The organism is Heyndrickxia sporothermodurans (genome assembly GCF_003055045.1).
Classification (GTDB): domain Bacteria; phylum Bacillota; class Bacilli; order Bacillales; family Bacillaceae_C; genus Heyndrickxia; species Heyndrickxia sporothermodurans.
Window position 1 is genome coordinate 236702 of the sequence record NZ_NAZB01000008.1, and the last position, 26999, is coordinate 263700.

Consider the following 26999-nt stretch of genomic DNA (forward strand, 5'->3'; position numbering starts at 1 on the left):
TCTTCCAAATATGCTATAATGTCAAGAGCCATTTATAAATAAGAAAGTGGAGGAACGTATATTGAATAATAATCATCAATTAGTATTTCGCTTTTTTATTTTTTGTCTAGGTTTGCTCATTATGGCATTTGGTTTGGATTTATTAATTATTGCAGATCTTGGAGTGACTCCTTGGGACGTATTACACATCGGTCTATATAAACAAATCGGACTGACAATTGGTTCTTGGTCAATCATTGTCGGATTTTTTGTTTTAGGCATTTCAGCAGCCATCATGCGTAAAATCCCAAAAATTGGAGCCTATTTAAATATGCTCTTGTTAGGCTCGTTTATGGATATATTTTTACATTTTTTATCAAATGTTGAGTTTACTTCACTACTTGAAAAAATTATTGTCCTTATATTAGGAATTATTATTAATGCAATTGGAATGGGAATTTATATTTCTGCTCAATTAGGTGCAGGTCCCCGAGACAGCTTTATGCTAGCTGTTACTTCGAAAACGGGCTGGAAAATTTCCCACGTACGTCGAGGAATGGAAGCAATCGTCCTAATTATTGGCTGGTTATGTGGGGGACCCGTATTTATCGGTACAATTATTTTTGTACTAACGATCGGAACACTTGTTGGGATTGCATTGCCGCTATGTCAAACGCTCACAGATAAATTCCTTAAAAAATTTGAAAAAAGAAAAGAAGAAATAAATCGAGGTGCAAGTCTATGAAAATTTCAACAAAGGGTCGTTACGGACTAACAATTATGATTGAACTAGGAAAAAGATTTGGGGAAGGACCAACATCTTTGAAAACCATTGCCCAAATGCATGATTTGTCGGAGCATTATTTAGAACAATTAATTGCTCCTTTAAGAAATGCAGGTCTCGTTAAAAGTGTCAGAGGAGCATATGGTGGCTATACACTTGCTTCAGAGCCAGCCAAAATTACAGCAGGTGATATCATTCGAGTTTTAGAAGGACCAATCAGTCCGGTTGAAGGAATTGAAGATGAAGAACCAGTTAAACGTTCACTTTGGATAAAAATTCGTGATGCTGTAAAGGATGTATTAGATAACACAACGATTGAAGACCTTGTAAATTACAAAGACGATGGAGAAACGGATTCTTACATGTTTTATATTTAGAAGAAATTTTTGTAAGAATTGACCATCTTTAGAGGTGAAAAAAATGGAACGAATTTATCTCGATCACTCGGCAACATCTCCCGTTCATCCGAAAGTGATCGATACAATGATTAATGTGCTAAACCAGTCATTTGGAAACCCATCAAGTATTCATTCTTATGGGCGAGAAGCAAGAGCTTTACTTGATGAAGCGAGAACGATTATTGCTGGGAGCATTGGCGCACATTTTAATGAAATCGTGTTTACTAGTGGTGGAACAGAAGCGGATAATTTTGCGATTTTAGGGATTGCTGAGGCAATGAAAGAAAAAGGAAAGCATATTATTACGTCAAATATTGAACATCATGCAGTGCTTCATACATGTGAGTATCTTGAAAAACATGGATATGACGTAACTTACCTAGATGTAAACGAAAATGGGCAAGTTTCTGTCGAAGATGTGAAAGCTGCTCTTCGTGAGGATACGATCCTAGTAACGATCATGTACGGAAACAATGAAGTAGGCACGATCCAGCCTATTCATGAAATCGGTCTTCTATTAAAAGATCATCAAGCTTATTTCCATACAGATGCTGTGCAAGCATACGGAGTAGTAAAGTTAAATGTTCATGAATTGAACGTTGATTTATTATCTGTATCCTCCCATAAAATTAATGGGCCAAAAGGAATTGGTTTTCTTTATATAAAAGCAGGCACAAGAATTGTCAATCGTTTTTACGGTGGGGAACAGGAACTGAAACGTCGTGCAGGTACAGAGAATATTAGCTCCATTGTAGGATTTGCAGAAGCTGTAAAAATAGCTCAAGAACAAATGGAAGAAAAACAGAAACGATATCAAGATTTTAAAATGAAATTTTTAAATATATTAACGGCACAACATGTTGATTTTCATATTAATGGGTTTACTGATCATCACTCACTTCCACATGTATTAAATTTAAGCTTTCCTGGTACTGATGTAGAAGCGATGCTCGTTAATTTAGATATAGCAGGCATAGCCGCTTCAAGCGGTTCTGCATGTACAGCAGGCTCAATTGAACCATCACATGTTCTTGTCGCAATGTTTGGAAAAGAGTCGAAGCGATTAAGAAATTCGATTCGATTTAGTTTTGGTTTAAATAATACGAGTCAAGAAATTGAAAAAGCTGCGAATGAAGTCGCAAAAATTGTTCAACGATTGAACAAGGCAAATAGAAAGTAGGGAAATATATGAAGAAAGCACCTCAAGATACGAGAGTCGTCGTTGGGATGTCGGGTGGTGTGGATTCATCTGTTGCTGCTCTTTTATTAAAAGAGCAAGGCTATGATGTCATCGGTATTTTTATGAAAAATTGGGATGATACAGATGAATTTGGTGTATGCACAGCTACCGAAGACTATAATGATGTCATTCGTGTTTGTAATCAAATTGGAATCCCATATTATGCAGTTAATTTCGAAAAACAATATTGGGATAAAGTATTTACTTATTTTCTTGATGAATATAAAGCAGGACGTACACCAAATCCTGATGTAATGTGTAATAAAGAAATTAAATTTAAAGCCTTTTTGGAGCATGCCATGAATCTTGGGGCAGATTATTTAGCAACAGGTCACTATGCTAGAGTTGCCTTTCAAGATGGAGAATACAAAATGTTGCGTGGGATTGATGAGAATAAGGATCAAACATATTTTTTAAATCAGCTGACCCATGAACAGTTGGAAAAAGTTATGTTCCCAATAGGAGATATAGATAAAAAGCGTGTTAGAGAAATAGCACTTGAAGCTGGACTTGCCACTGCAAAGAAAAAAGACAGTACAGGCATTTGCTTTATTGGCGAAAGAAATTTTAAAGAATTTCTCAGCAATTATTTGCCGGCTCAAAAAGGGATAATGAAAACATTATCAGGTAAAAAGATGGGTGAGCACGATGGCCTTATGTATTATACGATTGGTCAACGACATGGATTAGGGATTGGAGGATCCGGTGAACCTTGGTTTGTCGTTGGTAAAGATTTAAAAGAAAATGTCTTATTTGTTGAACAAGGATTTAATCACGACTCCCTTTACTCTAATTCCATCACTGCTGTGAATACGAGTTGGGTGTCCAATCACGAAATCAAAAGTGAATTTACATGTACGGCTAAATTTCGTTATCGCCAGCCGGATAACAAAGTAACTGTTAGAGTTTTGGACAATAACGAAGTAGAAGTTATTTTTGATGAGCCGATTCGTGCGGTCACACCTGGACAAGCAGTCGTCTTTTACGATGGAGAAGTTTGTTTAGGAGGAGCAACAATCGATAAAGTCTTCAAAAATAATGAGCAACTAATGTATGTTGGCTAAGTAAAGTGCCTCATCCCATATATTTAAGGGATGAGGTTTTTACTTTACAGCTAAAAAGGGAAGAACTTATGTTATAATTTCGATAGAAAATAATTGAGTTTTTGAGGTGTCATACTTTGGATAAAAACAAAAAGGGTATCGAATGTTTACAAGAAGGCAAGTTTGAAGAAGCCATTAAATATTTCTCAGAGGCGATTGAAGAAAATCCGACCGATCCTGTAGCTTATATAAATTTTGGGAATGTTTTAGTTGCAGTCAAGGAAATAGAACGTGCTGTGAAATTTTTTGAAAAAGCCATTGAATTGGATGAACAAGCATCCGCTGCTTATTATTGCTTAGGTAATTTATATTATGAACAAGAACAATATGAATTAGCAGTCAATTACTTCGAAAAGGCAAAGAACAAAGGATTAAATAATAATGATATTTATTTCATGATCGGAATGTGTTTTGTACAGCTGGGAAACCCGAAGTTGGCCTTACCGTACTTACAGAGAAGTGTTGAACTAAATGCAGACGATATCGAAGCGAGATTTCAATATGCACTAGTGCTAGCACAGTCAGAAGTGTATGATGAAGCCATTCATCAATTTACAATAGTGGTGAATCAAGATTCGCAGCATGCAGATGCATATTACAATTTAGGTGTAGCTTATTTAGGGTATAAAGAGGATCCAGTGAAGGCGGAAGAGTTTTTTAATAAAGCAATAAACATACAACCAGATCATGTATTATCAGGATATGGGATAAAAATGATTGAAAAAATGAGGGAAACGGACGAATAATATCCCGCTTTATAAGGGGGGCTCATGTTGGAGCAACAAAATACGCTTAATTTATTTGAAAATGACGAGAAATATGTAAAAGGACGGCATCTTGTTACGATTTTTCACAATGAACAAAATTTATATTCGGTTATACGAATAAGAATTGATGAAACCAATTTAGAAACAGATGAGAAAGAGGCAGTCATTACTGGACATTTCCCTAAAATACATGAGCAGGAAACCTATATTTTTTATGGGGATATGCAAGAACATCCTAAGTTCGGACCTCAATTTCAAGCAAAGCATTTTAAAAAAGAAATCCCGCAAACGAAGCAAGGCATTATCACATACTTATCGAGTGAAATGTTTAGCGGTATCGGAAAAAAAACGGCGGAACGGATTGTTGACGCCTTAGGAGAAAATGCAATAAGCAAAATTTTGGATCAGCCATCCTTGCTTGATACCATTCCTAAATTACCACCTGATAAGGCAAAAACATTATATGACAAATTAATTGAACATCAAGGGCTAGAACGGGTCATGATTGGTTTAAATCAATTGGGATTTGGACCACAAATTTCAATGAAAATTTATCAAGTATATCAGGAACAGGCATTAGATATCATTCAAAAAAATCCGTATCAATTAGTTGAATCAGTAGAAGGCATTGGTTTTGGCCGTGCCGATGAAATAGGGAAGCAATTAGGCATTGTTGGGAATCATCCAGATCGAATAAAAGCGGGTTGTATGTACACGCTAGAGGTAGAATGTTTACAAAATGGACATGTATATATGGAATCAAAAGAACTTTTGCCGAAAGTGAAATTATTGTTAGAGGAATCACAGCCAATTTCCATTGAATACTCGGATATTTCTAATGAGATTATAAAACTTGGTGAAGAAAGCAAAATTGTGGTTGAAAACAATAAAGTTTATATTCCTTCCTTATATTTTTCAGAAAAAGGGATTGTATCAAATATTCAACGTATTTTAGCTCAGGAGGATTATAAGGACCAATTTCCCGAATCGGAATTTTTACTTGCGTTAGGGGAGCTTGAAGATCGAATCGGTGTTCAATATGCCCCTTCTCAAAAAGAGGCGATTCAAACCGCATTAATGTCTCCAATGATGCTCTTAACTGGCGGACCGGGAACCGGGAAAACAACGGTAATCAAAGGAATTGTTGAATTGTATGCAGAGCTGAATGGTTGTTCTTTAGATCCGAAAGATTATAGTAAAGAAAATCCTTTTCCGATTATTTTAACCGCTCCTACGGGTAGGGCGGCGAAAAGAATGTCTGAGTCTACAGGGTTACCGGCAATGACAATCCACCGCCTCCTCGGTATGACTGGACAGGAAGATGTTGATGTCGATGAGGACAAGCAAATTAATGGAAAAATTGTTATCGTCGATGAAATGTCGATGGTCGATACATGGCTCGCTCATCAGTTACTAAAAGCAATGCCGGAACAAATCCAAGTCATCTTCGTTGGAGATGAAGATCAACTTCCATCTGTTGGACCTGGTCAAGTGTTAAAAGATTTATTACGGTCAAAAGTGATCCCAACGGTGCAATTAACAGATATTTATCGTCAGGAAGGCGGTTCATCGATCATCGAATTAGCGCATGACATTAAAAATGGACGTATCCCTCAAGACGTAACAAAACAACAAAAGGATCGGTCATTCATCCGATGCACCACCCAGCAAATTCCGGAAGTAATTGAAAAGATTGTTTCTAGTGCAAAAAGAAAAGGATATACACAGAAGGATGTTCAAGTACTGGCACCTATGTATAGAGGTGCTGCCGGTATCGATCGTTTGAATGTTTTATTGCAGGAAATATTCAACCCAAATAAGACGGGGGAGAGAAAGGAATTAAGTTTCGGCGATATAAAATATCGAATTGGAGATAAAGTATTACAGCTTGTAAATCAACCAGAACAACATGTTTTCAATGGTGATATTGGCGAAATCATATCAATTTTTTACGCGAAAGAAAATACTGAAAAACAAGACTTGATACTCATATCCTTTGACGGAATAGAAGTCACCTATACGAGACAGGATTTTCATCAATTTACCCATGCATATTGTTGTTCAATCCATAAGTCACAAGGAAGTGAATTTCCAATTGTTATTTTACCTGTTGTAAAAAGTTATTACCGAATGCTCCGAAGAAATTTACTATATACGGCGATCACAAGAAGTAAACAATCATTAATTATTTGTGGGGAGCAAGAAGCTTTTCGATTAGGGATAGAACGAGTAGATGACCAATTAAGAAAAACAAATCTCTATGATAAATTAAAAATTTTAGCAGAAGTGACTAATGCGGAAAAAATAGTCGAATTATCAAATGAAACAATCATGGAAATCGATCCAATGATCGGAATGGAAAACGTTACACCTTATGATTTCATGTAAATAACAGACACTATAAATGTTCGAAAAAGGTGGGGGTGCTTTTTGAGAACATTGTCTCTTTTAAAAGGAATACCTGTATATAGCACAGAGGGCCAAAAAAAGGGAGAGGTTTGCGATTTAGGTATTTCCGATAAAGGGAAAATAAACTGTCTGCTAATTAAGTCGAAAAGTTTATTTAACACGCTATATCGCTTGCCTATTTCTAAAGTAGATAATTTTGGGCAGCAAGGGATCATTTTACGAAAAGACACCAAGCTTGAAAAATACAAGGCAATAGATGAAGAATATACATTATGTCATTCAAAACCACTATTAAAAAAATTAGCGATCTCACGTAGTGGTGATCAGCTAGGGTTGCTTGAGGACGTATATTTTTCGGAAGAAATGGGCACTATCATAGGGTACGAACTAACAGATGGCTTCTTTACAGATATACTGGAAGGAAAGAAAGTTGTCCATACAGATGGGCCGCCTAAGGTTGGAAAAGATGCCATCATCGTTTCGATAAATCAAACGCAAGGTGGCGAAACCTATGATGAAATGCCCGAATTGCCAAAGTAAAGATCTTGGTAAAATTGGCATCAACCAATATTATTGCTGGAACTGCTTCATTGAACTTTCAATTGGAAAAGATATGATTTTTACCCATCAAGTAGAGGAAGATGGAACATTAAGTTCATTAGATGATTTATTTGATGAAGAGTCGCGAAGATTAAGTTAAATGGAAGGGGTGCATTGTTTTGAATAAAACATTCGTCTCCTTGCTAGGCTTCGGAGCAGGGATAGCAGCAACAGCAATCTCTCAACGACAAGGATATTTCGATAATAAACAAATGAAAAAAATGACGAAACGTATACGTAAAGCATTTCGTTAAATGAAAGCTATCCCATTGTGGGATAGCTTTTTTTTGGATAAAAACCATCATAACTCGAATACTAGAAAAAGGAGGGATGGATGTTGCGAAAACCCCGTTGGAATTGGATTTTTAATCTTGGCATTATACTATTATTAATGATCATTTTGTATTTTTGTCTTCTTTTAAAACCATTTTGGATGCCCATACTAAAAATTTTTTTATCTGCATTTATCCCTTTACTTATCGCCGCTTTCTTTACGTACTTATTACATCCTCTTGTAGAAAAACTGCATGAGCTTGGTATACATAGGGGATTGGCAACTTTTATTATATATATCGTTTTTTTTGGCGGCACTGGATATTTGATCTATTTAGGCATCCCTATTTTGATTGAACAAATTAAAGATTTATCAGACCATATTCCGGAATTTGCGAATCAATACCGTACGTGGATTGAAAATCTACATGATTCAACATCGAGATGGCCCGACGGAATTCAAGATCAGATTGAGCAGAGAATCGATAAATTTGAATCATGGTTAAGTAGTTTTCTTTCAAAAGCAATAAACGCGTTAATGAAAATTGTCAACTTCATATTTATATTGGCAATTATTCCATTCATCTCATTTTATTTACTGAAAGATATAGAGAAAGTTAAACAGACAGCGTGGTATTTTACTCCAAAGAGATGGCGCAACCAGGCGAAACTAATGGTGAAAGATGTTGATGAATCAATCGGTGGATATATAAGGGGTCAACTTCTCGTTTGCTTATTAGTTGGAACCATTTCTACCATTGCATTTTGGTTAATCGGAGTAAAATATCCCATACTACTAGGTTTAATTGTTGGAATTACGGATATTATCCCTTACTTTGGCCCAATTATTGGTGCAGTTCCTGTAGCTATAATCGCAGCCACCATGTCAGTAAAATATTTAATTTATGTTCTTATCGTAATTGTAGTATTACAATTTCTTGAAGGAAATATATTATCCCCTTTGATCGTTGGCAAGTCCTTGCATATGCATCCGTTATTTATTATTCTTGCACTGACAATCGGAGGTGAAATAGGGGGAGTTATCGGACTAATTATTGCTGTCCCTTTCTTAGCCATACTAAAAGTTATTTTAATACAAGTAAAAAACTATATTTCAGTAAATATTCATTCACAAGATTGACAAAGCATAATAAAGTTTTTTATAATTCGACTATAAAGGATAAACAATGAAAATGTTGAAGGATCAAGTATGTTATAGTCCATCTGAGAGTTGAATTACTCAAAAGAGAGGAATTTCCGCGGCTGAAAGAAATTCTAGATGAAGGATAACAGAAAGCTAATCTGGAGTGCAGGTAAAAACTGCCGTCTTGCCCCGTTATAGGCACCCAAGAGAAAGATAACATACATTCGTTATCTTTAATCAGGGTGGTACCGCGAGTAAGTCTCTCGTCCCTGTCCAGGGATGGAGGCTTTTTTTATTTCTCAAGATTCATTTCTATAATATTGTAGCTTTTAACAATATTAAACGCACAGAGTGGATTGGAGCGGAAGGTACGAGACTCCTGCGGGTTCAGCTGGACAGATGAGACCCCGCAGGAAGCGAAGCGACGAGGAGGCTCATCGCCAGCCCCGCGGAAAGCGAGTACCTGTAGCGGAAAGGAACGGTTCATTGTAGATTCCCAAAAACAACAAACTTTACTAAAACTGCCTTTCTCAAAAATACATATGGAGGTTTTAATATGAAAAAATTAACAGGCGCACAAATTCGCCAAATGTTTTTAGACTTTTTCCAAGAAAAAGGACATAAAGTCGAACCTAGCGCATCACTTGTACCACACGATGACCCATCACTACTATGGATCAATAGTGGGGTAGCAACATTAAAAAAATATTTTGATGGACGGGTCATTCCGGAAAATCCACGTATAACGAATGCTCAAAAGGCAATTCGCACAAATGATATCGAAAACGTAGGAAAAACAGCAAGACACCATACATTCTTTGAAATGCTCGGAAACTTTTCAATTGGAGATTATTTTAAAGAAGAAGCAATAGAATGGGCTTGGGAATTTCTTACTAGCCCAAAATGGATTGGCTTTGAACCGGAAAAGCTTTCCGTTACGATTCATCCCGAGGATGACGAAGCACATGAATTATGGAATAAAAAAATTGGACTGCCAGAAGAAAGAATTATTCGCTTAGAAGAAAACTTTTGGGATATCGGAGAAGGGCCAAGTGGACCAAATACAGAGATTTTCTATGACCGTGGACCAGAGTTTGGTGACGATGAAAATGACCCTGAATTATATCCCGGTGGCGAAAATGAAAGATATTTAGAAGTATGGAACCTTGTTTTCTCTCAGTTTAATCATAACCCTGACGGAACATATACTCCATTACCAAAGAAAAATATTGATACAGGTATGGGATTAGAACGAATGGCGTCTGTTATTCAAGAAGTGCCAACAAATTTTGATACAGATTTGTTTATGCCAATAATTCATGAAACAGAAAAGCTTTCAGGAGAAAAATACCGCGTTGATACTGAAAAGGACGTAGCCTTTAAAGTGATTGCAGACCATATCCGAACCGTTTCATTTGCTGTAAGCGATGGGGCATTGCCATCAAACGAAGGGCGTGGCTATGTTTTACGTAGACTACTGCGCAGGGCAGTAAGATATGCAAAAACGATCAATATTAACGAACCATTTATGTATAAATTAGTTCCTGTCGTAGCAGGAATTATGGTAGATTTTTACCCTCAAGTAAAAGAAAATACAGAATTCATTCAAAAAGTAGTGAAAAATGAAGAAGAACGTTTCCATGAAACATTGCACGAAGGTTTAGCTATTCTTTCATCGGTTATGGAGAAAGCAAAAGCAGAAGGAACAGGTAAAATCTCCGGTGAAGATGTTTTCCGTTTATATGATACGTATGGTTTCCCAGTAGAACTTACCGAAGAATATGCTGAGGACCAAGGTTTGAAAATTGATCTCGAAGGCTTTGAAAGAGAAATGGAAAACCAACGGGAGCGTGCACGTAATGCAAGACAAGATGTCGGATCAATGCAGGTTCAAGGCGGTATATTAGGAGATATTAAAGAAAAAAGTGAATTTGTTGGCTATGATACGTTAACAAAAACAACGAAAGTATCGGTTATCATTAAGGATGGCGCATTAATTGATCAAGCAGCTACGGGAGATGAAATTCAATTTATCCTTGAAGAAACCCCTTTCTACGCAGAAAGCGGCGGTCAAATAGCTGATGAAGGGAAATTGGAAGCTGATGGGCTTCTAGTAATTGTTTCCGATGTTCAAAAAGCACCGAATGGCCAACACTTACAACGAGGAATTATTAAAGAAGGTACTTTAACTACAGGTCAAGAAGTGGAAGCAATCGTTAATGCAGCAAGCAGAAATAAAACCATTAAAAATCACTCAGCTACGCATCTGCTTCATCAAGCATTAAAGGATGTATTAGGGACACATGTCAATCAGGCTGGTTCATTAGTTGAACCGAATAGACTTCGTTTCGACTTCTCACATTTCGGTCAAATTACTTCTGAGGAGCTAGAGAAGATCGAAGAAATTGTAAACGAAAAAATTTGGGCTAGTATTCCAGTAGTAATTCAAAATAAAAATTTAGAAGAAGCAAAAGCGATGGGTGCTATGGCGTTATTCGGTGAAAAATATGGTCAAGTCGTTCGTGTCGTTTCAATGGGCGATTATAGTTTAGAGCTATGTGGAGGTTGCCACGTTCAAAATACATCATCGATTGGAATTTTTAAAATCGTTTCAGAAAGTGGAATTGGCGCAGGTACTAGACGAATTGAAGCAGTGACTGGGGAAGCAGCATATCATTTAATGAATGAACAAATCCATCGTTTAAATGAGGCTGCAGCTAAACTAAAAGCAAATCCAAAGGATCTAGTAACTAGAATCGACAATTTATTACAGGAGCTTAAAGATTTACAAAGAGAAAACGAATCACTATCTGCTAAATTATCGAATATTGAAGCAGGGAGCTTAATCGATAACAAGTTTAGTGTGAATGGGGTAAACGTACTCGCAAGCAAAGTTCAAGGTGTAGATATGAATAATCTACGGAATATGGTCGATGATTTGAAACAAAAAATAGAATCAGGTATTGTTGTTCTAGGTTCTGTGCAAGATGATAAAGTAAATATTATCGCTGGTGTCACAAAAGATTTAATTGAAAAAGGATATCATGCGGGAAAACTAGTAAAAGAAGTCGCATCACGTTGCGGTGGCGGTGGTGGTGGCCGTCCGGATATGGCTCAAGCTGGTGGGAAAGATCCTGACAAACTAGATTCTGCGCTTGAATTTGTAGGTGATTGGGTAAAATCCATTTGATTCAAGCAAAAAGTGTTGTACAATAAAGATAGGAAATAGTGCCTTGAAGGAAAAAATGATAGAACTATCCTTTTTTCCTTCCTCCTATGATCGACAACATTTTATTTATACTGCCGATTTTTTCTTGTTTAAAGAAGATTTGCGTATAAATATTTATATGGAGGTTTTTTGAGCGAGAATGCTATTGGGTGAGCTTTTGAATAGGTACTAAGTAAAATAATGCTTGTTTTTATTTAGGACAAGCGGTTAAAGAGAGGTGCTGTATAATGAGCTCTTTTGACAAAACGATGCGATTTAATTTTTCGGAAGAACCTTTAGAGCATGATGTGAAAGAAGTATTGTTACAAGTATTTGAAGCATTACAAGAAAAAGGTTATAATCCGATTAATCAAATCGTCGGTTACCTTCTATCTGGTGATCCTGCATATATTCCTCGCCATCAGGATGCACGTAACATCATCCGAAAGTTAGAACGCGATGAAATCATTGAAGTGTTGGTGAAATCTTATTTGAAACAGCATCGTGGGGGATATTAATTTGCGAGTTATGGGTCTTGATGTTGGATCTAAAACAGTCGGAGTGGCCGTTAGTGATGAGCTTGGATGGACAGCACAAGGAATTGAAACCATTTCGATTGATGAGGAAAAAGAAAAATTTGGATTCGAACGTGTAGCGGAAATTGTTAAACTTTATGATGTGCAAAAAATCGTCGTCGGCTTTCCTAAAAATATGAATAATACTATTGGTCCGCGAGGAGAAGCTTCAAAAGCATATGCGGAGAAGTTAAAGGTACTTCTAAATCTGCCTGTTATTATGTGGGACGAGCGATTAAGTACAATGGCGGCCGAAAGGGTTCTATTAGAAGCTGATGTAAGCCGAAAAAAACGTAAAAAAGTTATTGATAAAATGGCTGCCAGTATGATCTTACAAGGTTATCTTGATAGTCAAAATTAATGAGGTGAAAAGATGGAACATGGTGAAAAACATATTACAGTAATTGATGAAGATGGAAATGAACAGCTTTTTGAAGTATTATTTACATTTGAATCAGAAGAATTTGGAAAATCTTATGTCCTATACTTCCCGGTAGGTGCAGAAGAAGATGAAAATGAAGAAATTGAAATTCACGCATCTTCATTTATCCAAAAAGAAGATGGAGAAGAAGGCGACCTTCAACCAATTGAAACGGATGAAGAATGGGACATGATTGAGGAAATGTTAAATACATTCCTTGACGAACAAGAAGAAGAATAAACTAGACTCCCTATACTATATATAATTACCTTTCCTGGTAACCGGGAAAGGTTTTTTTCTTACTCCAGCCATTCATCATTCGAAGAAAAATAAGTAATAATAGAGGAAATATAGTATAATGTACTGGATAAAAGGGACTACTCCATTATGTTATTGGATTGATTGTTTGAAAGGGTGATGGATCAATTGACTGATCAAAAAGATAAGAAGATAAATAAAGACGATATTTATAAAAAGCTGTTAGTTAAAAGTGATGAAGCAAAAACCATTCGTAAAATAGTTGGAATCATTTGTTTAACGATTATATTAATTATTACTGGAGGTATATTAGCCACATATATATACATTCAATCAGCATTAAAGCCAGTTGAACCAAAAAATACTAAAACGAAAAATGTAGAAATCCCTATAGGCTCTACTGTATCCACGATTGGAACAATTCTAGAAGAAGACGGAATGATTAAAAATAAATTAATCTTCAAATACTATGTAAAATTAAATAATGAAACTGGCTTTCAAGCGGGTACATACAAATTATCACCTTCCATGAATTTAAAACAAATCATAACACAATTGAAAACGGGAACGGTGTTAAAGAAAGCAACAGTAAAGTTTACGATACCAGAAGGTTTGCAACTGAGCCAAATTACAGCGATCATTGCAAAACATTCGGGTATTGATAAAAAAGAAATTGATAAAAAACTCGACGATCCTAAGTATATAAAAAAACTTATTAAAAAATACCCATTACTAATCTCAAAAAAAGTCCTTAAAAAAGATGTTCTACATCCATTAGAAGGGTATTTATTTCCGGCAACATATTCATTCTACGATAAAAAACCGTCTTTAGATCAAATAGTCAACAAAATGTTAATAAAAACAAACTCAGTTATGGAAAAATATAAAGAACAAATTCAGAAGTCTAATCTTGATCAATATGAAATTTTAACAATGGCTTCTTTAATTGAAGAAGAGGCAACAGAAAAGGCAGACCGCCATAAAATCTCAAGTGTATTTTATAATCGTATGAAAGTAAATATGCCATTACAAACAGACCCGACCGTTCTTTACTCTTTAGGAAAACATAAAAAACAAGTAACATATGACGATCTTAAAGTAAATTCGCCATATAACACCTATAAAATTCAAGGACTGCCCCCGAGCCCAATAGCAAGTGCTGGGGAGATGTCTATCGAAGCGGCTATTAATCCGGCGAAAACAGATTATCTATATTTTCTTGCAGCTACGAAAACAGGAACAGTTTATTATTCCAAGACGTTAGCTGAACATAATCGCTTAAAAGAAAAATATATTACAAGTTCTCAAAAGTAATTAACACTAAAATTAGCGTTTCAAGAAAAATTATGTTAAAATAACAACGTGTTTTTACATTAACGAATCGATAACAACATAAAAAGTAGAAAGCTGTATATGAAAGCTTTCTACTTTTCATGTTAGCTCCTTTTCGCTAGGAGGAAAAAAATGAAAGATGAAATCCATTCTTATATTGAATCTTTAATAAAAGAAAGGGATCCGTTATTTAAAGAGATGGAGCAATTCGCTATTCAACATAATGTGCCGATCATGGAATTGGCAGGTATTGAAGTTTTGTTACAGCTCCTAAACATGCAACGTCCCGCGAGAATATTAGAAATCGGTACGGCTATTGGGTATTCGGCTATGAGGATGGCAGCTGCTCTTCCGGAGGCGGAAATTGTCACTATTGAAAGAGATAATGAAAGATATGAGCAAGCTGTTTTAAATATTTCCAAATCTGAATACCAACATCAAATAAATATTCTAAAAGGCGATGCACTTGAAATAGTGAATGAAGTAAAAGATTTTGGTTCATTTGATGCAATATTCATTGATGCAGCAAAGGGTCAATATATGAGGTTTTTCGAATTATATACTCCCTTCCTTTCAAAAAATGGTTATGTTTATACAGATAATGTCCTATTTAAAGGTTTGGTTGTTAATGATCATATTGAAAATAAAAGAATTCGAAATCTTGTTAAGAAAATCAAGAGTTACAATGAATGGCTAATGAATCATGAACAATATTCAACAACCATCATACCAGTCGGTGATGGTTTAGCCATCAGTAGAAAACAAAATTAATAATTAATCTTTTTTCTCATTTTTGTAAACAGATTCGAAAGGGGAACAGCTAGTCAATGAGAAGTAAGCCGGCAGTCATTGGTGTCGCAGGTGGATCAGGATCAGGAAAAACGAGTGTCACCAATGCAATATACGACCATTTTAAAGGGCATTCCATTCTTGTATTGGAACAAGATTATTACTATAAAGATCAAAGCAGTTTACCATTTGAAGAAAGATTAAAAACTAATTATGACCATCCGCTTGCGTTTGATAATGATTTATTAATTGAGCATATCGAGAAGCTTTTAAATTATCAATCAATTGAGAAACCTGTGTATGACTATACACTACATACACGTTCCAATAAAACCATTATTGTAGAACCGAAGGATGTAATCATTTTAGAAGGAATATTAGTATTAGAAGATGAAAGATTGCGCAATTTAATGGATATCAAACTTTATGTTGATACGGATGCCGATTTAAGAATTATGCGTAGGATGTTAAGGGACATTGAAGATCGTGGGAGAACAATGCATTCAGTGATTGAACAATATACTAATGTTGTAAGACCGATGCATAATCAATTCATCGAACCAACAAAACGCTACGCAGATGTAATTATTCCTGAAGGTGGCCAAAACCATGTGGCAATCGATTTAGTGGTTACTAAAATTCAAACAATTCTTGAACAAAAGTCATTTTTGTAATACGATAGTCTAGATAATAATATATTTATAAACGCGCGCCCTATTTATAGGACGCGCTATGATGTATTTTCTAACACCTTTTATACAAATAGAAAATTAGGAGTGAAGGGAATTGGCAGTAGAAAAAGTATTTCCTATGACGCAAGCAGGAAAAGAAAAATTAGAACAAGAACTTGAATATTTGAAAACGGTTAAACGTAAAGAAGTCGTTGAACGTATAAAAATTGCTCGTAGTTTCGGGGACTTATCCGAGAACTCTGAATATGACTCAGCGAAAGAGGAACAGGCTTTTGTTGAAGGACGTATAACTACAATAGAGAACATGATTCGAAATGCGAAAATCATTGAAGATGATGGTTCAAATTCCGATACTGTAACACTTGGTAAATCAGTAACATTTATTGAATTACCGGATGGAGACGAAGAGACTTATGCCATTGTTGGAAGTGCTGAAGCAGATCCGTTTGAAGGGAAAATTTCTAACGACTCTCCAATTGCCAAAAGCCTGTTAGGCAAGAAAATAAATGAAGAGGTAACTGTGCAAACTCCAGGTGGAGAAATGAAAGTGAGAATTATTTCAATTAAATAATAGATATCATCGAAAAAAGTCGAATTCTTAAAGAATTCGGCTTTTTTTGTTTCATAGTAGATGGTTATGAACTGAAAATTCTGTCAAGAATGAAAGGGTGTACGTGTTAGAATCGAGGTGAGTATATGCGTAGAAAAAGGTATTTTGTTTTAGCCAGTAGTATTCTTTTGATTTTTAGCTTGCTTTTAGCAAGACTTGTTCAACTTCAATTAGTAGATACAGAATCTTTTTCAAAACATCATATTAATCTTCTCGAAGAAAGTGTATCCCAAAGGACACAAGAAATTATTATTGATGACGGACGAGGGCAATTTACTGATCGGAATGGCAAACCGCTAACCTACAAGGAAAAATCGGTATTGGTGCTTTTTCCTTTTTTAAAAACAATACAATGGGATTCAGAAAAAGTAGCTAGCATATTAAATATTTCGGAAGATCAACTTTTCGCAGAATTAGAAACTGCGAAGGCTCCATTCATATTTCATGGAAAAACACCATATATATTATCGGACAAACAGTTAAACGAGATAAATATGTTGAAAATACCCGGCGTGTTTGCCGTGAGAAAAAAATATACCGAATCTGACATATCTGCCGCCCAATTAATTGGAATAATTGGAGAAGATGCTAATACCTTTTTAAAAAGATATCCCGATAAAAAAGGTATGCAAAATCAAAAAATTGGGATTACAGGTTTGCAAAAGCAATTTGATGAATTTTTATTACCTGAAGGAGAGTCGAAACTAGTTTTTCATGTAGATGCCATGGGGGGCCCTCTTTTTGGAATTAACGTTAAATATACAGGTTCCGGTAATTCTAACTATCCCGTTACTATACAAACAACCTTAAATAAAACGTTACAAGAACAAATTGACAAAAAAGTTGACGAGTATGAGATTCAAAAAGGCGGGGTCTTATTATTAGATATCGAAACTAATGAAATTTTAGCTAATGTGTCACGCCCGAAAATGGATGTAAAGGATCCATATAAAAATAATAGTGTGGAAAATGTTATGTTATCACAGCAGATACCAGGATCAATTTTCAAAACTGTTGTCGCAGCTGCATCTATTGAAACGTCTGCTGTGAATGAAACAGAAAAATTTCCGTGTAACGAAGATTTATACGGAAAGCCGGCTGAGAGACAGCTTGGTGATCTAACTTTTGACGAAAGCTTCGCCCAAAGTTGTAATCGAACATTTAGTGAACTAGCAAAAAGATTAAAAAAAGAAAACCCAAATTTGTTAGAAGAATATGCTAGTAAATTAGGCCTAATCGGAGAAATTGGTTGGCAAGGCGACGTCTTTCATTTTAAAAACTTTAAACAGCTAAAAGAGGATCAAGGGCAAATTTTTGCTAAATTAGAAAGTAGGAAAGATGATAATTTAGTGGCGCAAACGGGAATAGGTCAACAGGAAGTACGACTTACCCCTTTAGCGATTGCAAATATGATGGCTACCATCGCAAGGGGCGGGGAATTACAATCGGTCCAAGCTGTTTCCGCAATTAAATATCATGATGATACGCCGATGATACATTTTTCAAGTCATGATTTGCCTTACAAACCAATTTCAAAAATTACTGCAATGAAACTTCAAAAAATGTTAAGACATGTCGTAACGAATGAAAATGGTACGGGAAGATGGTTTAAAGATCTACCTTATGAAGTAGCCGGAAAATCAGGAACGGCAGAAACAGGCATATATGAAAATAAGGTACAGTTACACAATAAATGGTTTGCCGGATATTTTCCATTTAAAAACCCTAAATATGCATTAGTTGTTGTGAACTTAGGAGTCCCGGAAGATAAAGGGGGGATCAATCAACTATTTAGTGATATCGTTCAATTAATTCACGAAAATGACACAAATCAAAATAGTAAAGACTAACAAATTATTTGCTTCATCTTTTCCTATGTATAAAGTCATGTTATGATAGAGTCAATGTCTAAAAAGAGAAATCATTAGCATGGACGAAAAGTTCGCACTAATGATTAAACCTTTTGTTTTAATAAGGGGGATTTGAACATGGCAAATAATTTTGACAATCAATATCGTTCCCGATCAGATCAAAGATCAAAACGCCGAAAAACAAACTTAATTTTAAATTCATTAATCGTCATCGTGGTTGTATTGATAATCGTTGTTGCTAGCACGATCTTTTATGGTGGTCGAAACGATGAGAAAAATGCTTCTGCAGCAAAAAACAAAGTATCTCAACATACAAAAAATAATGATAAATCGACAGTAACAAATAATGATAATCAAGATAACACAGTAACAGATGAATCGACAACTGATGATAATAAAGAAAGTAATGAAGAAGCTGATGATGAAAGTCAGCAAGGCCTTGAAAGTAAAGATATTGTTGCTGAAGATAGTAATGAACCTAATGTGAAAAAATCTTACACGAATCCTAATTGGAAAAGTGTTGGAACAGAACAAACAAACGGTCATCAATATTCTTCTGACTCAAACTCTATTGATTGGAAAGAAAAAGAAAAAGCCCTTTCCTATGCAACAGGTATTCCTGTAGACAATATGACTATTTGGTATTTAAGCCGAAATGGTTCTGATAATGAGGTAGTTGGAACGATTACTCCAAAAGACCAATCAAAAGTTTATCGTGTGTATTTAAGTTGGGTAGATGGTCAAGGATGGAAACCGACAAAAGTTTTAGAACTAAAAGAAAATGATATGCGTTAAAGAAGTAGCTATCCGTTCATTGAACGGATAGCTTTATTTATGGTGTATATGATTTTTTTAGTACTTTGTTTTATAATAGGTTAGAACTTATTAATGAAAGAGGTATTGATTGAATGAAGATTGCTATCATCGGGGCTATGGAAGAAGAAGTAGCCATATTAAGAGAAAATATAATCGAAAGAAACGTCGAAACAATTGCTGGATATGAATTTACAACAGGGAAAATGAATGACAAAGATGTCGTACTACTTCGCTCGGGAATAGGTAAAGTGAATGCGGCAATGTCCACTTCCATACTCTTACACCATTTTAAACCGAGTGCAATTATTAATACCGGTTCTGCAGGTGGCTTTAATCCCGATTTGACGGTTGGTGATGTTGTTATTTCTTCCGAGGTTCGTCATCACGATGTAGATGCGACGATTTTTGGATATGAATACGGCCAAGTACCGCAAATGCCCCCTGCATTTATGGCAAATAAGGATTTAATTAACGTGGCGGAGGAATGTGCAAAAAATATTAAAGAGATTCAAGTGATAAAAGGTTTGATAGCAACAGGTGATTCATTTATGAATGACCCGGCAAGAGTCGAATCTGTTCGAGAGAAATTCCCGCAACTTCAAGCAGCAGAAATGGAAGCAGCGGCAATTGCACAAGTTGCTTATCAATTTAACATACCATTTGTAATTATTCGCTCTTTATCAGATATTGCCGGGAAAGAATCGAATATATCGTTTGATCAATTTTTAGAAACTGCGGCATTACATTCGGCATCACTCGTTATGGATATTGTTAAACATATCAATTGATTAACTCCCCTCCATATTTTCCTTTTATTACATGACGAAACATCTAAAAATCTATGATAAAGTATTTATATATTCATAGAGAAAGTTAGGTGTTAGCATGGATAAAGCGAAATCTCTTTTTGATAAAATGAATGATTATAAAAGATTTGGATTATCACTAATTGCATTATCTGCTTTCTTATATTTAGGTGTGGTCATGCCTATTGATGGAAAAACAGTTTTGAAAACATATATATTAATGGGTGGAACGATTAGCTTATTACTAATAGCTACTGTTTTCTTTTTAATATCCATACAATGTAAAAAGATTCTTCTCGAAATCGAGGAAAAGGAAGAATAATACATGTTTAAAAATAACGCAAAAAATGCGTTATTTTTTTGTTGACAAAATCATGTGTAAGTATGATATTATATTTTACGTTCATTTATTTCGTATACGAAATATTAAGTGCCGTAAATATTCCTTTAGTTAAAGATTGGATAAAAATTTGAAAGGGGAGGAAAATAATTGAGGAAAGTTTTATCAGTGCAGTGCTAAAATCATTTTCTCAAATCCACACTCCGTTTAAATGAGTAAAAAAAGGTTAAAGTATTTAAATAAAACGACATTTAAAAAGCTATAATTCACAAGTAAATTAACTAGTTAGGGAGGAACAAGTCATCTATGAATGCAAAACGAATGATTTTAGTTAACGTGATTTTACTAATAATTTTAGTTGGTGGGGGATTTACTGGTTATTATTTTTATAATCGTTCAGTTACTTATTTAAGTACAGATAACGCGCAAATTGCTGGACAACAAGTAAGTATTGCTTCACCAGCAAGTGGAAAATTAGTTGATTGGAATGCAAAAACTGGCGATACATTCTCAAAAAACGATAAAATTGGAACCGTACAAACAATGGGAGATAATGGTCCCGTTAATATGGACATTAAAGCTCCGGCTAACGGAACGATTGTACAAACAAGCGGAGTAAAAAATACAGTCGTTGCTGCAGGTTCACCGCTTGCCATTTCTTATGATTTAACAAAATTATGGGTAACAGCAAATATTGAGGAAACAAAAATTGATGATGTTGAAATTGGCCAAGATGTAGATATTTATGTTGATGCATTTCCAAATACGACAATAAAAGGTAAAGTTGAAGAAATCGGTTTAGCAACAGCAGGAACTTTCTCATTATTACCAAGTAATAATGCTTCAGGGAATTATACGAAGGAAGTACAAGTAATTCCTGTCAAAATATCAATTGATAGCAATCTTGATTTAGTTCCTGGTATGAATGTGACTGTGCGAATTCATAAGTAGGTGATGACATGTCAATATATATCGCAGGTTATATTCTGATTTCAGTGATTGTATTGTTTATAGCGAATTTCTTATTACGTAAGAATAAAGCAAGACCACAATTACAAAATCCACAAACCGTACAAACTGAAAAGGCGGAAAACCACCAACTACAAGAAGAAATTAAAAGTAATGAAATAACCGAAACTGATGAAATAATTAATGAAACCCTTCAAACATCTGCTAATACAGAACCGGCATTAGAATATGTAACAGATCCAGAAGGTTTAGTAAATGACGAAGAAAATAAAGCAATACCGGAAGAAAAAGCAGAAGAAGAACCGGAAGAAGAACCGGAAGAAAAACCAGTTGATAAGCCGGTACAGCGTCCTAGTCAAGGAAGCCCCGATGCAAATCAATTTGAAGGTACTAGAGGAAAAATCATTGTAGCAGTTATGCTAGGTGCATTTGTGGCCATTCTCAATCAAACCCTTTTAAATGTGGCTATTCCGCATATAATGAATGATTTGAATGTTTCTGCAAATACAGTTCAATGGCTATCAACCGGCTACATGCTAACTAACGGAATTTTTATTCCGATAACCGCTTTCTTAATTGCAAAATTAGGAACAAGGAAATTATTACTTTTTGCCATGTTGGCATTTACCATTGGATCGTTTGTTTGCTCGATCTCCACAAGTTTTTCATTACTAATGGTTGGTCGTGTAATACAAGCAGCCGGAGCAGGTGTCATTATGCCGTTATTAATGACCGTTATGTTAACCATTTTTCCACCGGAAAAGCGAGGAGCGGCAATGGGAATTATGGGGGTAGCGATGATTTTTGCACCTGCCATTGGACCGACACTTTCAGGTTGGTTAATTGGACACTACTCTTGGCGCGTGTTATTTGATATTGTTGTTCCATTTGGTATTTTGGATTTAATTATTGCAGCTGTATGGATGAAGGATGTTACGAAAGTAACGAATCCTAAATTTGATACAGCAGGTTTTATCTTTTCAGCAATTGGATTAGGTTTCCTTTTATATGGATTTAGTGAAGCAGGTAATAATGGGTGGAGCAGTGTTACTGTAATTGTGTCGTTGCTCATCGGTATCATTGGCCTAATCTTGTTTGTATGGAGCGAATTGACTACGGATAAACCAATGTTAGATATTCGGGTGTTCAAATATGATATTTTTGCTTTAACAACAGTAATTAGTATGGTCATCAATATGGCCATGTTCGCAGCAATGATTTTATTACCGATTTACTTACAAAACATTCGAGGTTTCACAGCGTTAGAATCTGGAATCCTCATGTTGCCCGGTGCAATCGTCATGGGAATCATGTCTCCAATATCCGGCATGCTGTTTGACCGTGTCGGCTCAAGACCATTGGCCATTATTGGTTTAATTATTACGGTGCTTACTACATGGCAATTTACCCAATTAACAATGCAAACTACGTATGGGCATATTATGTTACTTTACGTTTTACGATCTTTCGGGATGTCGTTCTTAATGACAACGGTTATGACAGAAGGGATGAATCAAATACCACTGCACTTAGCAAGTCACGGAACAGCTGCTTCCAACACTGCTAGAACGGTTGCAGGTAGTATTGGAACAGCCTTTTTAGTCACAGTAATGTCCACCCGTTCTTCTTATCATGAAGCTAATTTTGGAAATGTTATTACGAGTTCCAATGGATATTTAGCTAATAAGTTGAATGAGCTTGGTCAAGGCTTAGCAGGTATGACTGGGCTGCCTTCGCAAGTAGGTCACAGCTTAGCGACCAGCACCATTTACGGAAAGGTAATGCAGCAATCGACTATAAGTGGAATTAATGATGCGTTTGTTGTAGCAACAGGAATTGCTGCTGTTGCATTAATACTAGCATTCTTTATTAAACGATCGAAAACATCTACAAGTAAATAATTTGGAAAAACCAAAGAAGAACTTGCATCTTCTTTGGTTTTTTTATTTATTTTAAAAAATTTTTAAAATAATGTTTACAAAACCATTCATTTTGGATATACTTACCTACATAAGCAAAATATTCTTGAAAAGGGAGGTCGATTACTGTGAAAAAATTAGTTGCCTTATTTGTTAGCAAAAACTTAATACGTATTATCCATTCGACCTTGCCGAAATTAGTTGTGTATTAATTTAACTGATATTTTGTGCCGCAGGGAGAATGATTCCTGCGGCTTTTTGCTGCCATTTATTAGCTATTACCGCAGGGGAATCATGTTTTCCTGCGGTTTTTTATTTCATTAAAAATTCTTTAAAGGAGGTGAATACCATGACATTGAATCTTATATTTATTACCGTAACCATTAAAAAGAGAACGAAAACAATTGAAGAATGTATGAATGAAGAAAGAATTAATAAAATTATTGAACAATACAAAATGAAGCATAATGAAATTTTTACAAGAGTTCTGTAATTTTAATAAATAAAATAAGAAGGGAGAGTATGACGATGAACATTTTTCAAAATAAACGATTAAATTCTTTCTGGGTGGAGAAAGATTCCACCTAGTTATAATGAATAGGAGTGAATCAATTGTTTCTACAAATCATGCTATTAACGATATCATTTCATAAACGCAAAGAGAAAGTTGGTCCATAATACGGATCAACTTTTTTTATAATAAGAACAGGAATATATTTCCTAATAATTTTCTAAATAGGACAGACACGAACAACTAATGACTTACATAAGCATTAGTAATAGGCAGAAGCCTAACGGAGGTGAGAAAAATGTCCGGAATCTTAACAGCAATAGGTTATCTTTTTAAAGAGCTCGTATTTCTTGTGTCATATGTGAAAAATAATGCTTTTCCTCAGCCGCTCTCAGCCAGCGATGAACGGAAATATTTAAAACAAATGGCTGGTGGCGATGAAGAAGCCCGGAACATTTTGATTGAGCACAATCTTCGACTTGTCGCCCATATAGTGAAGAAATTTGAAAATACAGGTGAGGATGTCGAGGATTTAATATCAATTGGGACGATTGGGCTTATTAAAGCGATTGAAAGCTATTCAGAAGGGAAAGGAACCAAACTAGCCACATATGCCGCAAGATGTATTGAAAACGAAATACTCATGCATTTACGAGCCCTAAAGAAAACAAAAAAAGATGTGTCCCTTCATGATCCAATAGGCCAGGACAAAGAAGGAAATGAGATTTCATTAATTGATGTCTTGAAATCAGATACGGAAGATGTTTTTGATACGATTCAATTAAGTATGGAATTAGAAAAGGTAAAGGAATATATTGATGTTCTTGATATAAGGGAAAAGGAAGTAATTATCGGCAGATTTGGCCTCGACTTACAAAAAGAAAAAACACAACGTGAAATAGCGAAAGAATTAGGGATATCTAGAAGCTATGTATCAAGAATCGAAAAAAGAGCACTCATGAAAATGTTTCATGAATTCTATCGTGCGGAGAAAGAAAAGAAAAAGAAACAACAAGAGTGAAGCAGGCTGTCTTAGGGCAGCCTTGCTTCACTCTTGTTGTTTCTATGGGGATAATCGTTATCCCTCCATTTCAACGGTAACTTCAGCACTAATAACTAAGGCAACGGCAGTACAAAGAACAAGTCCGATAACGACAGCAAACATGTTTTTCACTCCTTTTTAAGTGATCCTTCTTTACCTTAAATGTATCATACACGCATATTTTTGGATGAGACAAAATTGAACAGATCTTTTCGAATCGGTGGCAAAATTGTGAATATTACATTTCGGTTTCTATTTCATTTCAAATATTAGAAAAATTCGGGTAGTTCCTTTATAATAGGAAGGTACGAATATACATACGAGGGAGGAAATACTTTGACTACTGCCGCATATACATTAACTTGGGATTTAGATGTTTTCTTTAAGGATGGAAGTCACTCAGTGGAATTTGAAAGTTTTTTAAAAGAAATAAATGAGGCAATGACAGGATTTGAAGTTGAGGTAAAAAAATGGGATGCTTCAAACGTTTTACGAGAAAAAAATGATTTTCTTATGCTTTTACATTCATTACAAACAAATTCTCAAATGTTAAGGCAAGCAGGAGCTTTTGTTAATTGTTTGCAAGCCCAAAATATGCATGATACGAAGGCGAACGAACTTCGAGGGAAAGTTTCAAATCATCTCGCTCGGCTAAACACAATATTAACGATTTTCGATGATAAATTAAAAACGATTAGTGAGAAAAATTGGCATCAGCTTCTTCAAATGGATGAATTAAAAGAATTATATTTTGTTTTAAATGAGCGAAGAGAAAAGGCTAAAGAAATGCTTCCAAAAGAACAGGAGGCGTTAATTAATGCTCTAAGTGTTGATGGGTACCACGGGTGGGGCGAAATGTACGATACATTAGTGAGCCAAGTAAAAATACCATATGAGGAAAATGGTGAAGTTGTTGAGTTATCCGTAGGTCAAGCACATAATAAATTTTCCCATCCAGATCGAAATGTTCGTGCAAAAATATTTGAAAACTGGGAGAAAGCATGGGATGAAAAGGCTGAACTTTTTGCTGCAACTTTGAATCATTTAGCTGGTTTCCGTCTTTCTATATACGAAAATAGAAAATGGAATGAAGTATTGAAAGAACCATTAAGCTATAACAGAATGCAGAAAGAAACGTTAGAAAGTATGTGGGAAGTCATTAGTGAATTTAAAAAGCCACTGACAGAGTATTTAAAAAGAAAGGCGGAGTTATTAGGTGTTGAAAAGCTCAGCTGGTACGATTTAGATGCTCCAATCGGAGAAGTAAATAGTCATTTTAGTTATCAAGAAGGAGCAGAGTTTATTATTCAGCATTTCAGTGAATTTGGAGACCAATTGGCTCGGTTTACGAAAAAAGCTTTTGAAGATAGCTGGATTGAAGCGGAGGATCGCCCAGGAAAACGTCCCGGAGGCTTTTGTACGTCGTTCCCTGTAAGCGGTCAGTCAAGAATATTTATGACCTATTCCGGTACCCCTTCAAATGTTTCCACCCTTGCACATGAGCTTGGACATGCGTTTCATTCGTATGCATTAAAGGATGTCCATCCGTTAAATAGAAATTATGCAATGAACGTCGCTGAAACAGCATCTACTTTTGCTGAAATGATCGTCGCGGACGCTTCCGTGAAAAACGCGAAAAACGATGAAGAAAGATTGGCACTTTTAGAAGATAAAATTCAGCGTACGGTTGCTTTACTTATGAATATTCATGCTCGTTTCCTATTCGAAACTAAATTTTACGAAGAACGGAAAAAAGGGATTGTTGGAAAAGATCGGCTAAACGAGCTAATGTTGGAAGCACAAAAAGAAGCATATGGTGACTGCCTTGAAGAGTATCATCCATTATTCTGGGCTTCAAAACTTCATTTCTTTATCACTGGTGTTCCTTTTTATAATTTCCCATATACGTTTGGTTATTTATTTTCATTAGGTATTTATGCGCAAGCACAAAAAGAAGGAAAGGGATATGAGGATAAGTATATGGCTTTGTTAAGAGATACAGGTTCGATGAAAGTTGAAGACCTCGCTAAAAAACATTTGAATGTTGACCTTTCTAAACGCGATTTTTGGGAAGAAGGCGTAAAGCTTTGTATAAAAGATATTGACGAATTTTTAGAAGCGACAAAGAACTAACAAAAAGCCG

General features: G+C 35.4%; 27 protein-coding genes. All 27 read left to right on the forward strand.

What is annotated here, in order from left to right; translation table 11 throughout:
* Positions 1 to 61: 61 nt before the first annotated feature.
* The 27 genes from B5V89_RS02905 to B5V89_RS03040 all read left to right on the forward strand — a co-directional run bounded on the left by B5V89_RS02905 (position 62) and on the right by B5V89_RS03040 (position 26989).
* The gene (locus tag B5V89_RS02905; RefSeq protein WP_213087490.1) at positions 62 to 724 is read left to right on the forward strand and encodes a YczE/YyaS/YitT family protein; all 663 of its coding nucleotides are present in this window, start codon (positions 62 to 64) and stop codon (positions 722 to 724) included.
* A complete protein-coding gene (cymR, locus tag B5V89_RS02910) occupies positions 721 to 1140 on the forward strand; it encodes a cysteine metabolism transcriptional regulator CymR (RefSeq protein WP_066227309.1) in 420 nt (139 codons plus the stop codon). The genes B5V89_RS02905 and cymR overlap by 4 nt, the downstream gene beginning before the upstream one ends.
* Before the next feature lie 43 nt (positions 1141 to 1183).
* Complete coding sequence (locus B5V89_RS02915) at positions 1184 to 2341, forward strand: cysteine desulfurase family protein (RefSeq protein ID WP_108070413.1); 1158 nt, start codon at positions 1184 to 1186, stop codon at positions 2339 to 2341.
* Positions 2342 to 2349: 8 nt separating this feature from the next.
* Positions 2350 to 3465: a tRNA 2-thiouridine(34) synthase MnmA gene (mnmA, locus tag B5V89_RS02920; RefSeq protein ID WP_066227314.1), complete on the forward strand. Its 1116-nt coding sequence runs from the start codon at positions 2350 to 2352 to the stop codon at positions 3463 to 3465.
* Positions 3466 to 3581: 116 nt separating this feature from the next.
* Positions 3582 to 4250, forward strand: a complete 669-nt coding sequence (locus tag B5V89_RS02925; protein WP_066227318.1) for a tetratricopeptide repeat protein — start codon at positions 3582 to 3584, stop codon at positions 4248 to 4250.
* Between the two features lie 24 nt (positions 4251 to 4274).
* Positions 4275 to 6659 (forward strand): SF1B family DNA helicase RecD2, encoded by a 2385-nt coding sequence (gene recD2 / locus B5V89_RS02930; RefSeq protein WP_066227321.1) that lies wholly within the window; start codon positions 4275 to 4277, stop codon positions 6657 to 6659.
* Positions 6660 to 6701: 42 nt separating this feature from the next.
* Entirely contained in the window at positions 6702 to 7220 is a 519-nt protein-coding gene (locus B5V89_RS02935; protein ID WP_066227325.1) for a PRC-barrel domain-containing protein, read from the forward strand.
* Positions 7192 to 7380 carry a hypothetical protein gene (locus tag B5V89_RS02940; protein WP_066227329.1) on the forward strand — a complete coding sequence of 63 codons (189 nt, stop codon included), beginning with the start codon at positions 7192 to 7194 and terminating at the stop codon, positions 7378 to 7380. Before B5V89_RS02935 ends, B5V89_RS02940 begins: the two co-directional genes overlap by 29 nt.
* A 19-nt stretch (positions 7381 to 7399) precedes the next feature.
* Positions 7400 to 7534, forward strand: coding sequence for a YrzQ family protein (locus B5V89_RS02945; RefSeq protein ID WP_107920069.1), 135 nt, complete (start codon positions 7400 to 7402; stop codon positions 7532 to 7534).
* Positions 7535 to 7617: 83 nt separating this feature from the next.
* Positions 7618 to 8694, forward strand: a complete 1077-nt coding sequence (locus tag B5V89_RS02950) for an AI-2E family transporter (protein WP_181294204.1) — start codon at positions 7618 to 7620, stop codon at positions 8692 to 8694.
* 559 nt (positions 8695 to 9253) lie between these two features.
* Positions 9254 to 11887, forward strand: coding sequence for an alanine--tRNA ligase (gene alaS / locus B5V89_RS02960; protein WP_108070417.1), 2634 nt, complete (start codon positions 9254 to 9256; stop codon positions 11885 to 11887).
* A 266-nt stretch (positions 11888 to 12153) separates the two neighbouring features.
* Positions 12154 to 12423 (forward strand): IreB family regulatory phosphoprotein, encoded by a 270-nt coding sequence (locus B5V89_RS02965; protein WP_066227338.1) that lies wholly within the window; start codon positions 12154 to 12156, stop codon positions 12421 to 12423.
* A gap of 1 nt (position 12424) precedes the next feature.
* Entirely contained in the window at positions 12425 to 12841 is a 417-nt protein-coding gene (gene ruvX, locus B5V89_RS02970; RefSeq protein ID WP_181294200.1) for a Holliday junction resolvase RuvX, read from the forward strand.
* A gap of 12 nt (positions 12842 to 12853) precedes the next feature.
* Complete coding sequence (locus tag B5V89_RS02975) at positions 12854 to 13141, forward strand: DUF1292 domain-containing protein (RefSeq protein WP_066227342.1); 288 nt, start codon at positions 12854 to 12856, stop codon at positions 13139 to 13141.
* A gap of 177 nt (positions 13142 to 13318) precedes the next feature.
* Positions 13319 to 14473: an endolytic transglycosylase MltG gene (gene mltG / locus B5V89_RS02980; protein ID WP_108070419.1), complete on the forward strand. Its 1155-nt coding sequence runs from the start codon at positions 13319 to 13321 to the stop codon at positions 14471 to 14473.
* A gap of 150 nt (positions 14474 to 14623) precedes the next feature.
* Positions 14624 to 15262: an O-methyltransferase gene (locus B5V89_RS02985; RefSeq protein ID WP_066227346.1), complete on the forward strand. Its 639-nt coding sequence runs from the start codon at positions 14624 to 14626 to the stop codon at positions 15260 to 15262.
* Positions 15263 to 15318: 56 nt separating this feature from the next.
* On the forward strand, positions 15319 to 15954 hold the full coding sequence (gene udk, locus B5V89_RS02990) for a uridine kinase (protein WP_108070421.1): 636 nt from the start codon (positions 15319 to 15321) through the stop codon (positions 15952 to 15954).
* A 112-nt stretch (positions 15955 to 16066) separates the two neighbouring features.
* On the forward strand, positions 16067 to 16543 hold the full coding sequence (greA, locus tag B5V89_RS02995; RefSeq protein ID WP_066227351.1) for a transcription elongation factor GreA: 477 nt from the start codon (positions 16067 to 16069) through the stop codon (positions 16541 to 16543).
* Positions 16544 to 16668: 125 nt separating this feature from the next.
* On the forward strand, positions 16669 to 18432 hold the full coding sequence (locus B5V89_RS03000; protein ID WP_066227354.1) for a peptidoglycan D,D-transpeptidase FtsI family protein: 1764 nt from the start codon (positions 16669 to 16671) through the stop codon (positions 18430 to 18432).
* 138 nt (positions 18433 to 18570) lie between these two features.
* Positions 18571 to 19248 (forward strand): YrrS family protein, encoded by a 678-nt coding sequence (locus tag B5V89_RS03005; RefSeq protein ID WP_066227357.1) that lies wholly within the window; start codon positions 18571 to 18573, stop codon positions 19246 to 19248.
* Between the two features lie 113 nt (positions 19249 to 19361).
* Positions 19362 to 20057, forward strand: a complete 696-nt coding sequence (mtnN, locus tag B5V89_RS03010) for a 5'-methylthioadenosine/S-adenosylhomocysteine nucleosidase (protein ID WP_108070423.1) — start codon at positions 19362 to 19364, stop codon at positions 20055 to 20057.
* A gap of 97 nt (positions 20058 to 20154) precedes the next feature.
* A complete protein-coding gene (locus B5V89_RS03015) occupies positions 20155 to 20397 on the forward strand; it encodes a YrhC family protein (RefSeq protein WP_066227366.1) in 243 nt (80 codons plus the stop codon).
* Between the two features lie 324 nt (positions 20398 to 20721).
* Positions 20722 to 21366 carry a beta-barrel domain-containing protein gene (locus B5V89_RS03020; protein WP_066227369.1) on the forward strand — a complete coding sequence of 215 codons (645 nt, stop codon included), beginning with the start codon at positions 20722 to 20724 and terminating at the stop codon, positions 21364 to 21366.
* A gap of 8 nt (positions 21367 to 21374) precedes the next feature.
* Positions 21375 to 23285, forward strand: coding sequence for a DHA2 family efflux MFS transporter permease subunit (locus tag B5V89_RS03025; RefSeq protein WP_108070425.1), 1911 nt, complete (start codon positions 21375 to 21377; stop codon positions 23283 to 23285).
* A gap of 367 nt (positions 23286 to 23652) precedes the next feature.
* Positions 23653 to 23796 carry a YrzI family small protein gene (locus B5V89_RS03030; RefSeq protein WP_108070427.1) on the forward strand — a complete coding sequence of 48 codons (144 nt, stop codon included), beginning with the start codon at positions 23653 to 23655 and terminating at the stop codon, positions 23794 to 23796.
* A 316-nt stretch (positions 23797 to 24112) separates the two neighbouring features.
* Complete coding sequence (gene sigK, locus B5V89_RS03035) at positions 24113 to 24835, forward strand: RNA polymerase sporulation sigma factor SigK (protein WP_108070429.1); 723 nt, start codon at positions 24113 to 24115, stop codon at positions 24833 to 24835.
* Positions 24836 to 25192: 357 nt separating this feature from the next.
* On the forward strand, positions 25193 to 26989 hold the full coding sequence (locus B5V89_RS03040; protein WP_108070431.1) for a M3 family oligoendopeptidase: 1797 nt from the start codon (positions 25193 to 25195) through the stop codon (positions 26987 to 26989).
* The last annotated feature ends 10 nt before the right edge of the window (positions 26990 to 26999 follow it).

Excerpts from the sequence above, each read along its gene's own strand:
- cymR (WP_066227309.1), top strand. The coding sequence starts at position 721 with ATGAAAATTTCAACAAAGGGTCGTTACGGACTAACAATTATGATTGAA.
- B5V89_RS02915 (WP_108070413.1), top strand. The coding sequence starts at position 1,184 with ATGGAACGAATTTATCTCGATCACTCGGCAACATCTCCCGTTCATCCG.
- mnmA (WP_066227314.1), top strand. The coding sequence starts at position 2,350 with ATGAAGAAAGCACCTCAAGATACGAGAGTCGTCGTTGGGATGTCGGGT.
- recD2 (WP_066227321.1), top strand. The coding sequence starts at position 4,275 with ATGTTGGAGCAACAAAATACGCTTAATTTATTTGAAAATGACGAGAAA.
- B5V89_RS02940 (WP_066227329.1), top strand. The coding sequence starts at position 7,192 with ATGATGAAATGCCCGAATTGCCAAAGTAAAGATCTTGGTAAAATTGGC.
- alaS (WP_108070417.1), top strand. The coding sequence starts at position 9,254 with ATGAAAAAATTAACAGGCGCACAAATTCGCCAAATGTTTTTAGACTTT.
- B5V89_RS02965 (WP_066227338.1), top strand. The coding sequence starts at position 12,154 with ATGAGCTCTTTTGACAAAACGATGCGATTTAATTTTTCGGAAGAACCT.
- B5V89_RS02975 (WP_066227342.1), top strand. The coding sequence starts at position 12,854 with ATGGAACATGGTGAAAAACATATTACAGTAATTGATGAAGATGGAAAT.
- mltG (WP_108070419.1), top strand. The coding sequence starts at position 13,319 with ATGGATCAATTGACTGATCAAAAAGATAAGAAGATAAATAAAGACGAT.
- B5V89_RS02985 (WP_066227346.1), top strand. The coding sequence starts at position 14,624 with ATGAAAGATGAAATCCATTCTTATATTGAATCTTTAATAAAAGAAAGG.
- udk (WP_108070421.1), top strand. The coding sequence starts at position 15,319 with ATGAGAAGTAAGCCGGCAGTCATTGGTGTCGCAGGTGGATCAGGATCA.
- B5V89_RS03000 (WP_066227354.1), top strand. The coding sequence starts at position 16,669 with ATGCGTAGAAAAAGGTATTTTGTTTTAGCCAGTAGTATTCTTTTGATT.
- B5V89_RS03005 (WP_066227357.1), top strand. The coding sequence starts at position 18,571 with ATGGCAAATAATTTTGACAATCAATATCGTTCCCGATCAGATCAAAGA.
- mtnN (WP_108070423.1), top strand. The coding sequence starts at position 19,362 with ATGAAGATTGCTATCATCGGGGCTATGGAAGAAGAAGTAGCCATATTA.
- B5V89_RS03015 (WP_066227366.1), top strand. The coding sequence starts at position 20,155 with ATGGATAAAGCGAAATCTCTTTTTGATAAAATGAATGATTATAAAAGA.
- B5V89_RS03020 (WP_066227369.1), top strand. The coding sequence starts at position 20,722 with ATGAATGCAAAACGAATGATTTTAGTTAACGTGATTTTACTAATAATT.
- B5V89_RS03025 (WP_108070425.1), top strand. The coding sequence starts at position 21,375 with ATGTCAATATATATCGCAGGTTATATTCTGATTTCAGTGATTGTATTG.
- B5V89_RS03030 (WP_108070427.1), top strand. The coding sequence starts at position 23,653 with ATGACATTGAATCTTATATTTATTACCGTAACCATTAAAAAGAGAACG.
- sigK (WP_108070429.1), top strand. The coding sequence starts at position 24,113 with ATGTCCGGAATCTTAACAGCAATAGGTTATCTTTTTAAAGAGCTCGTA.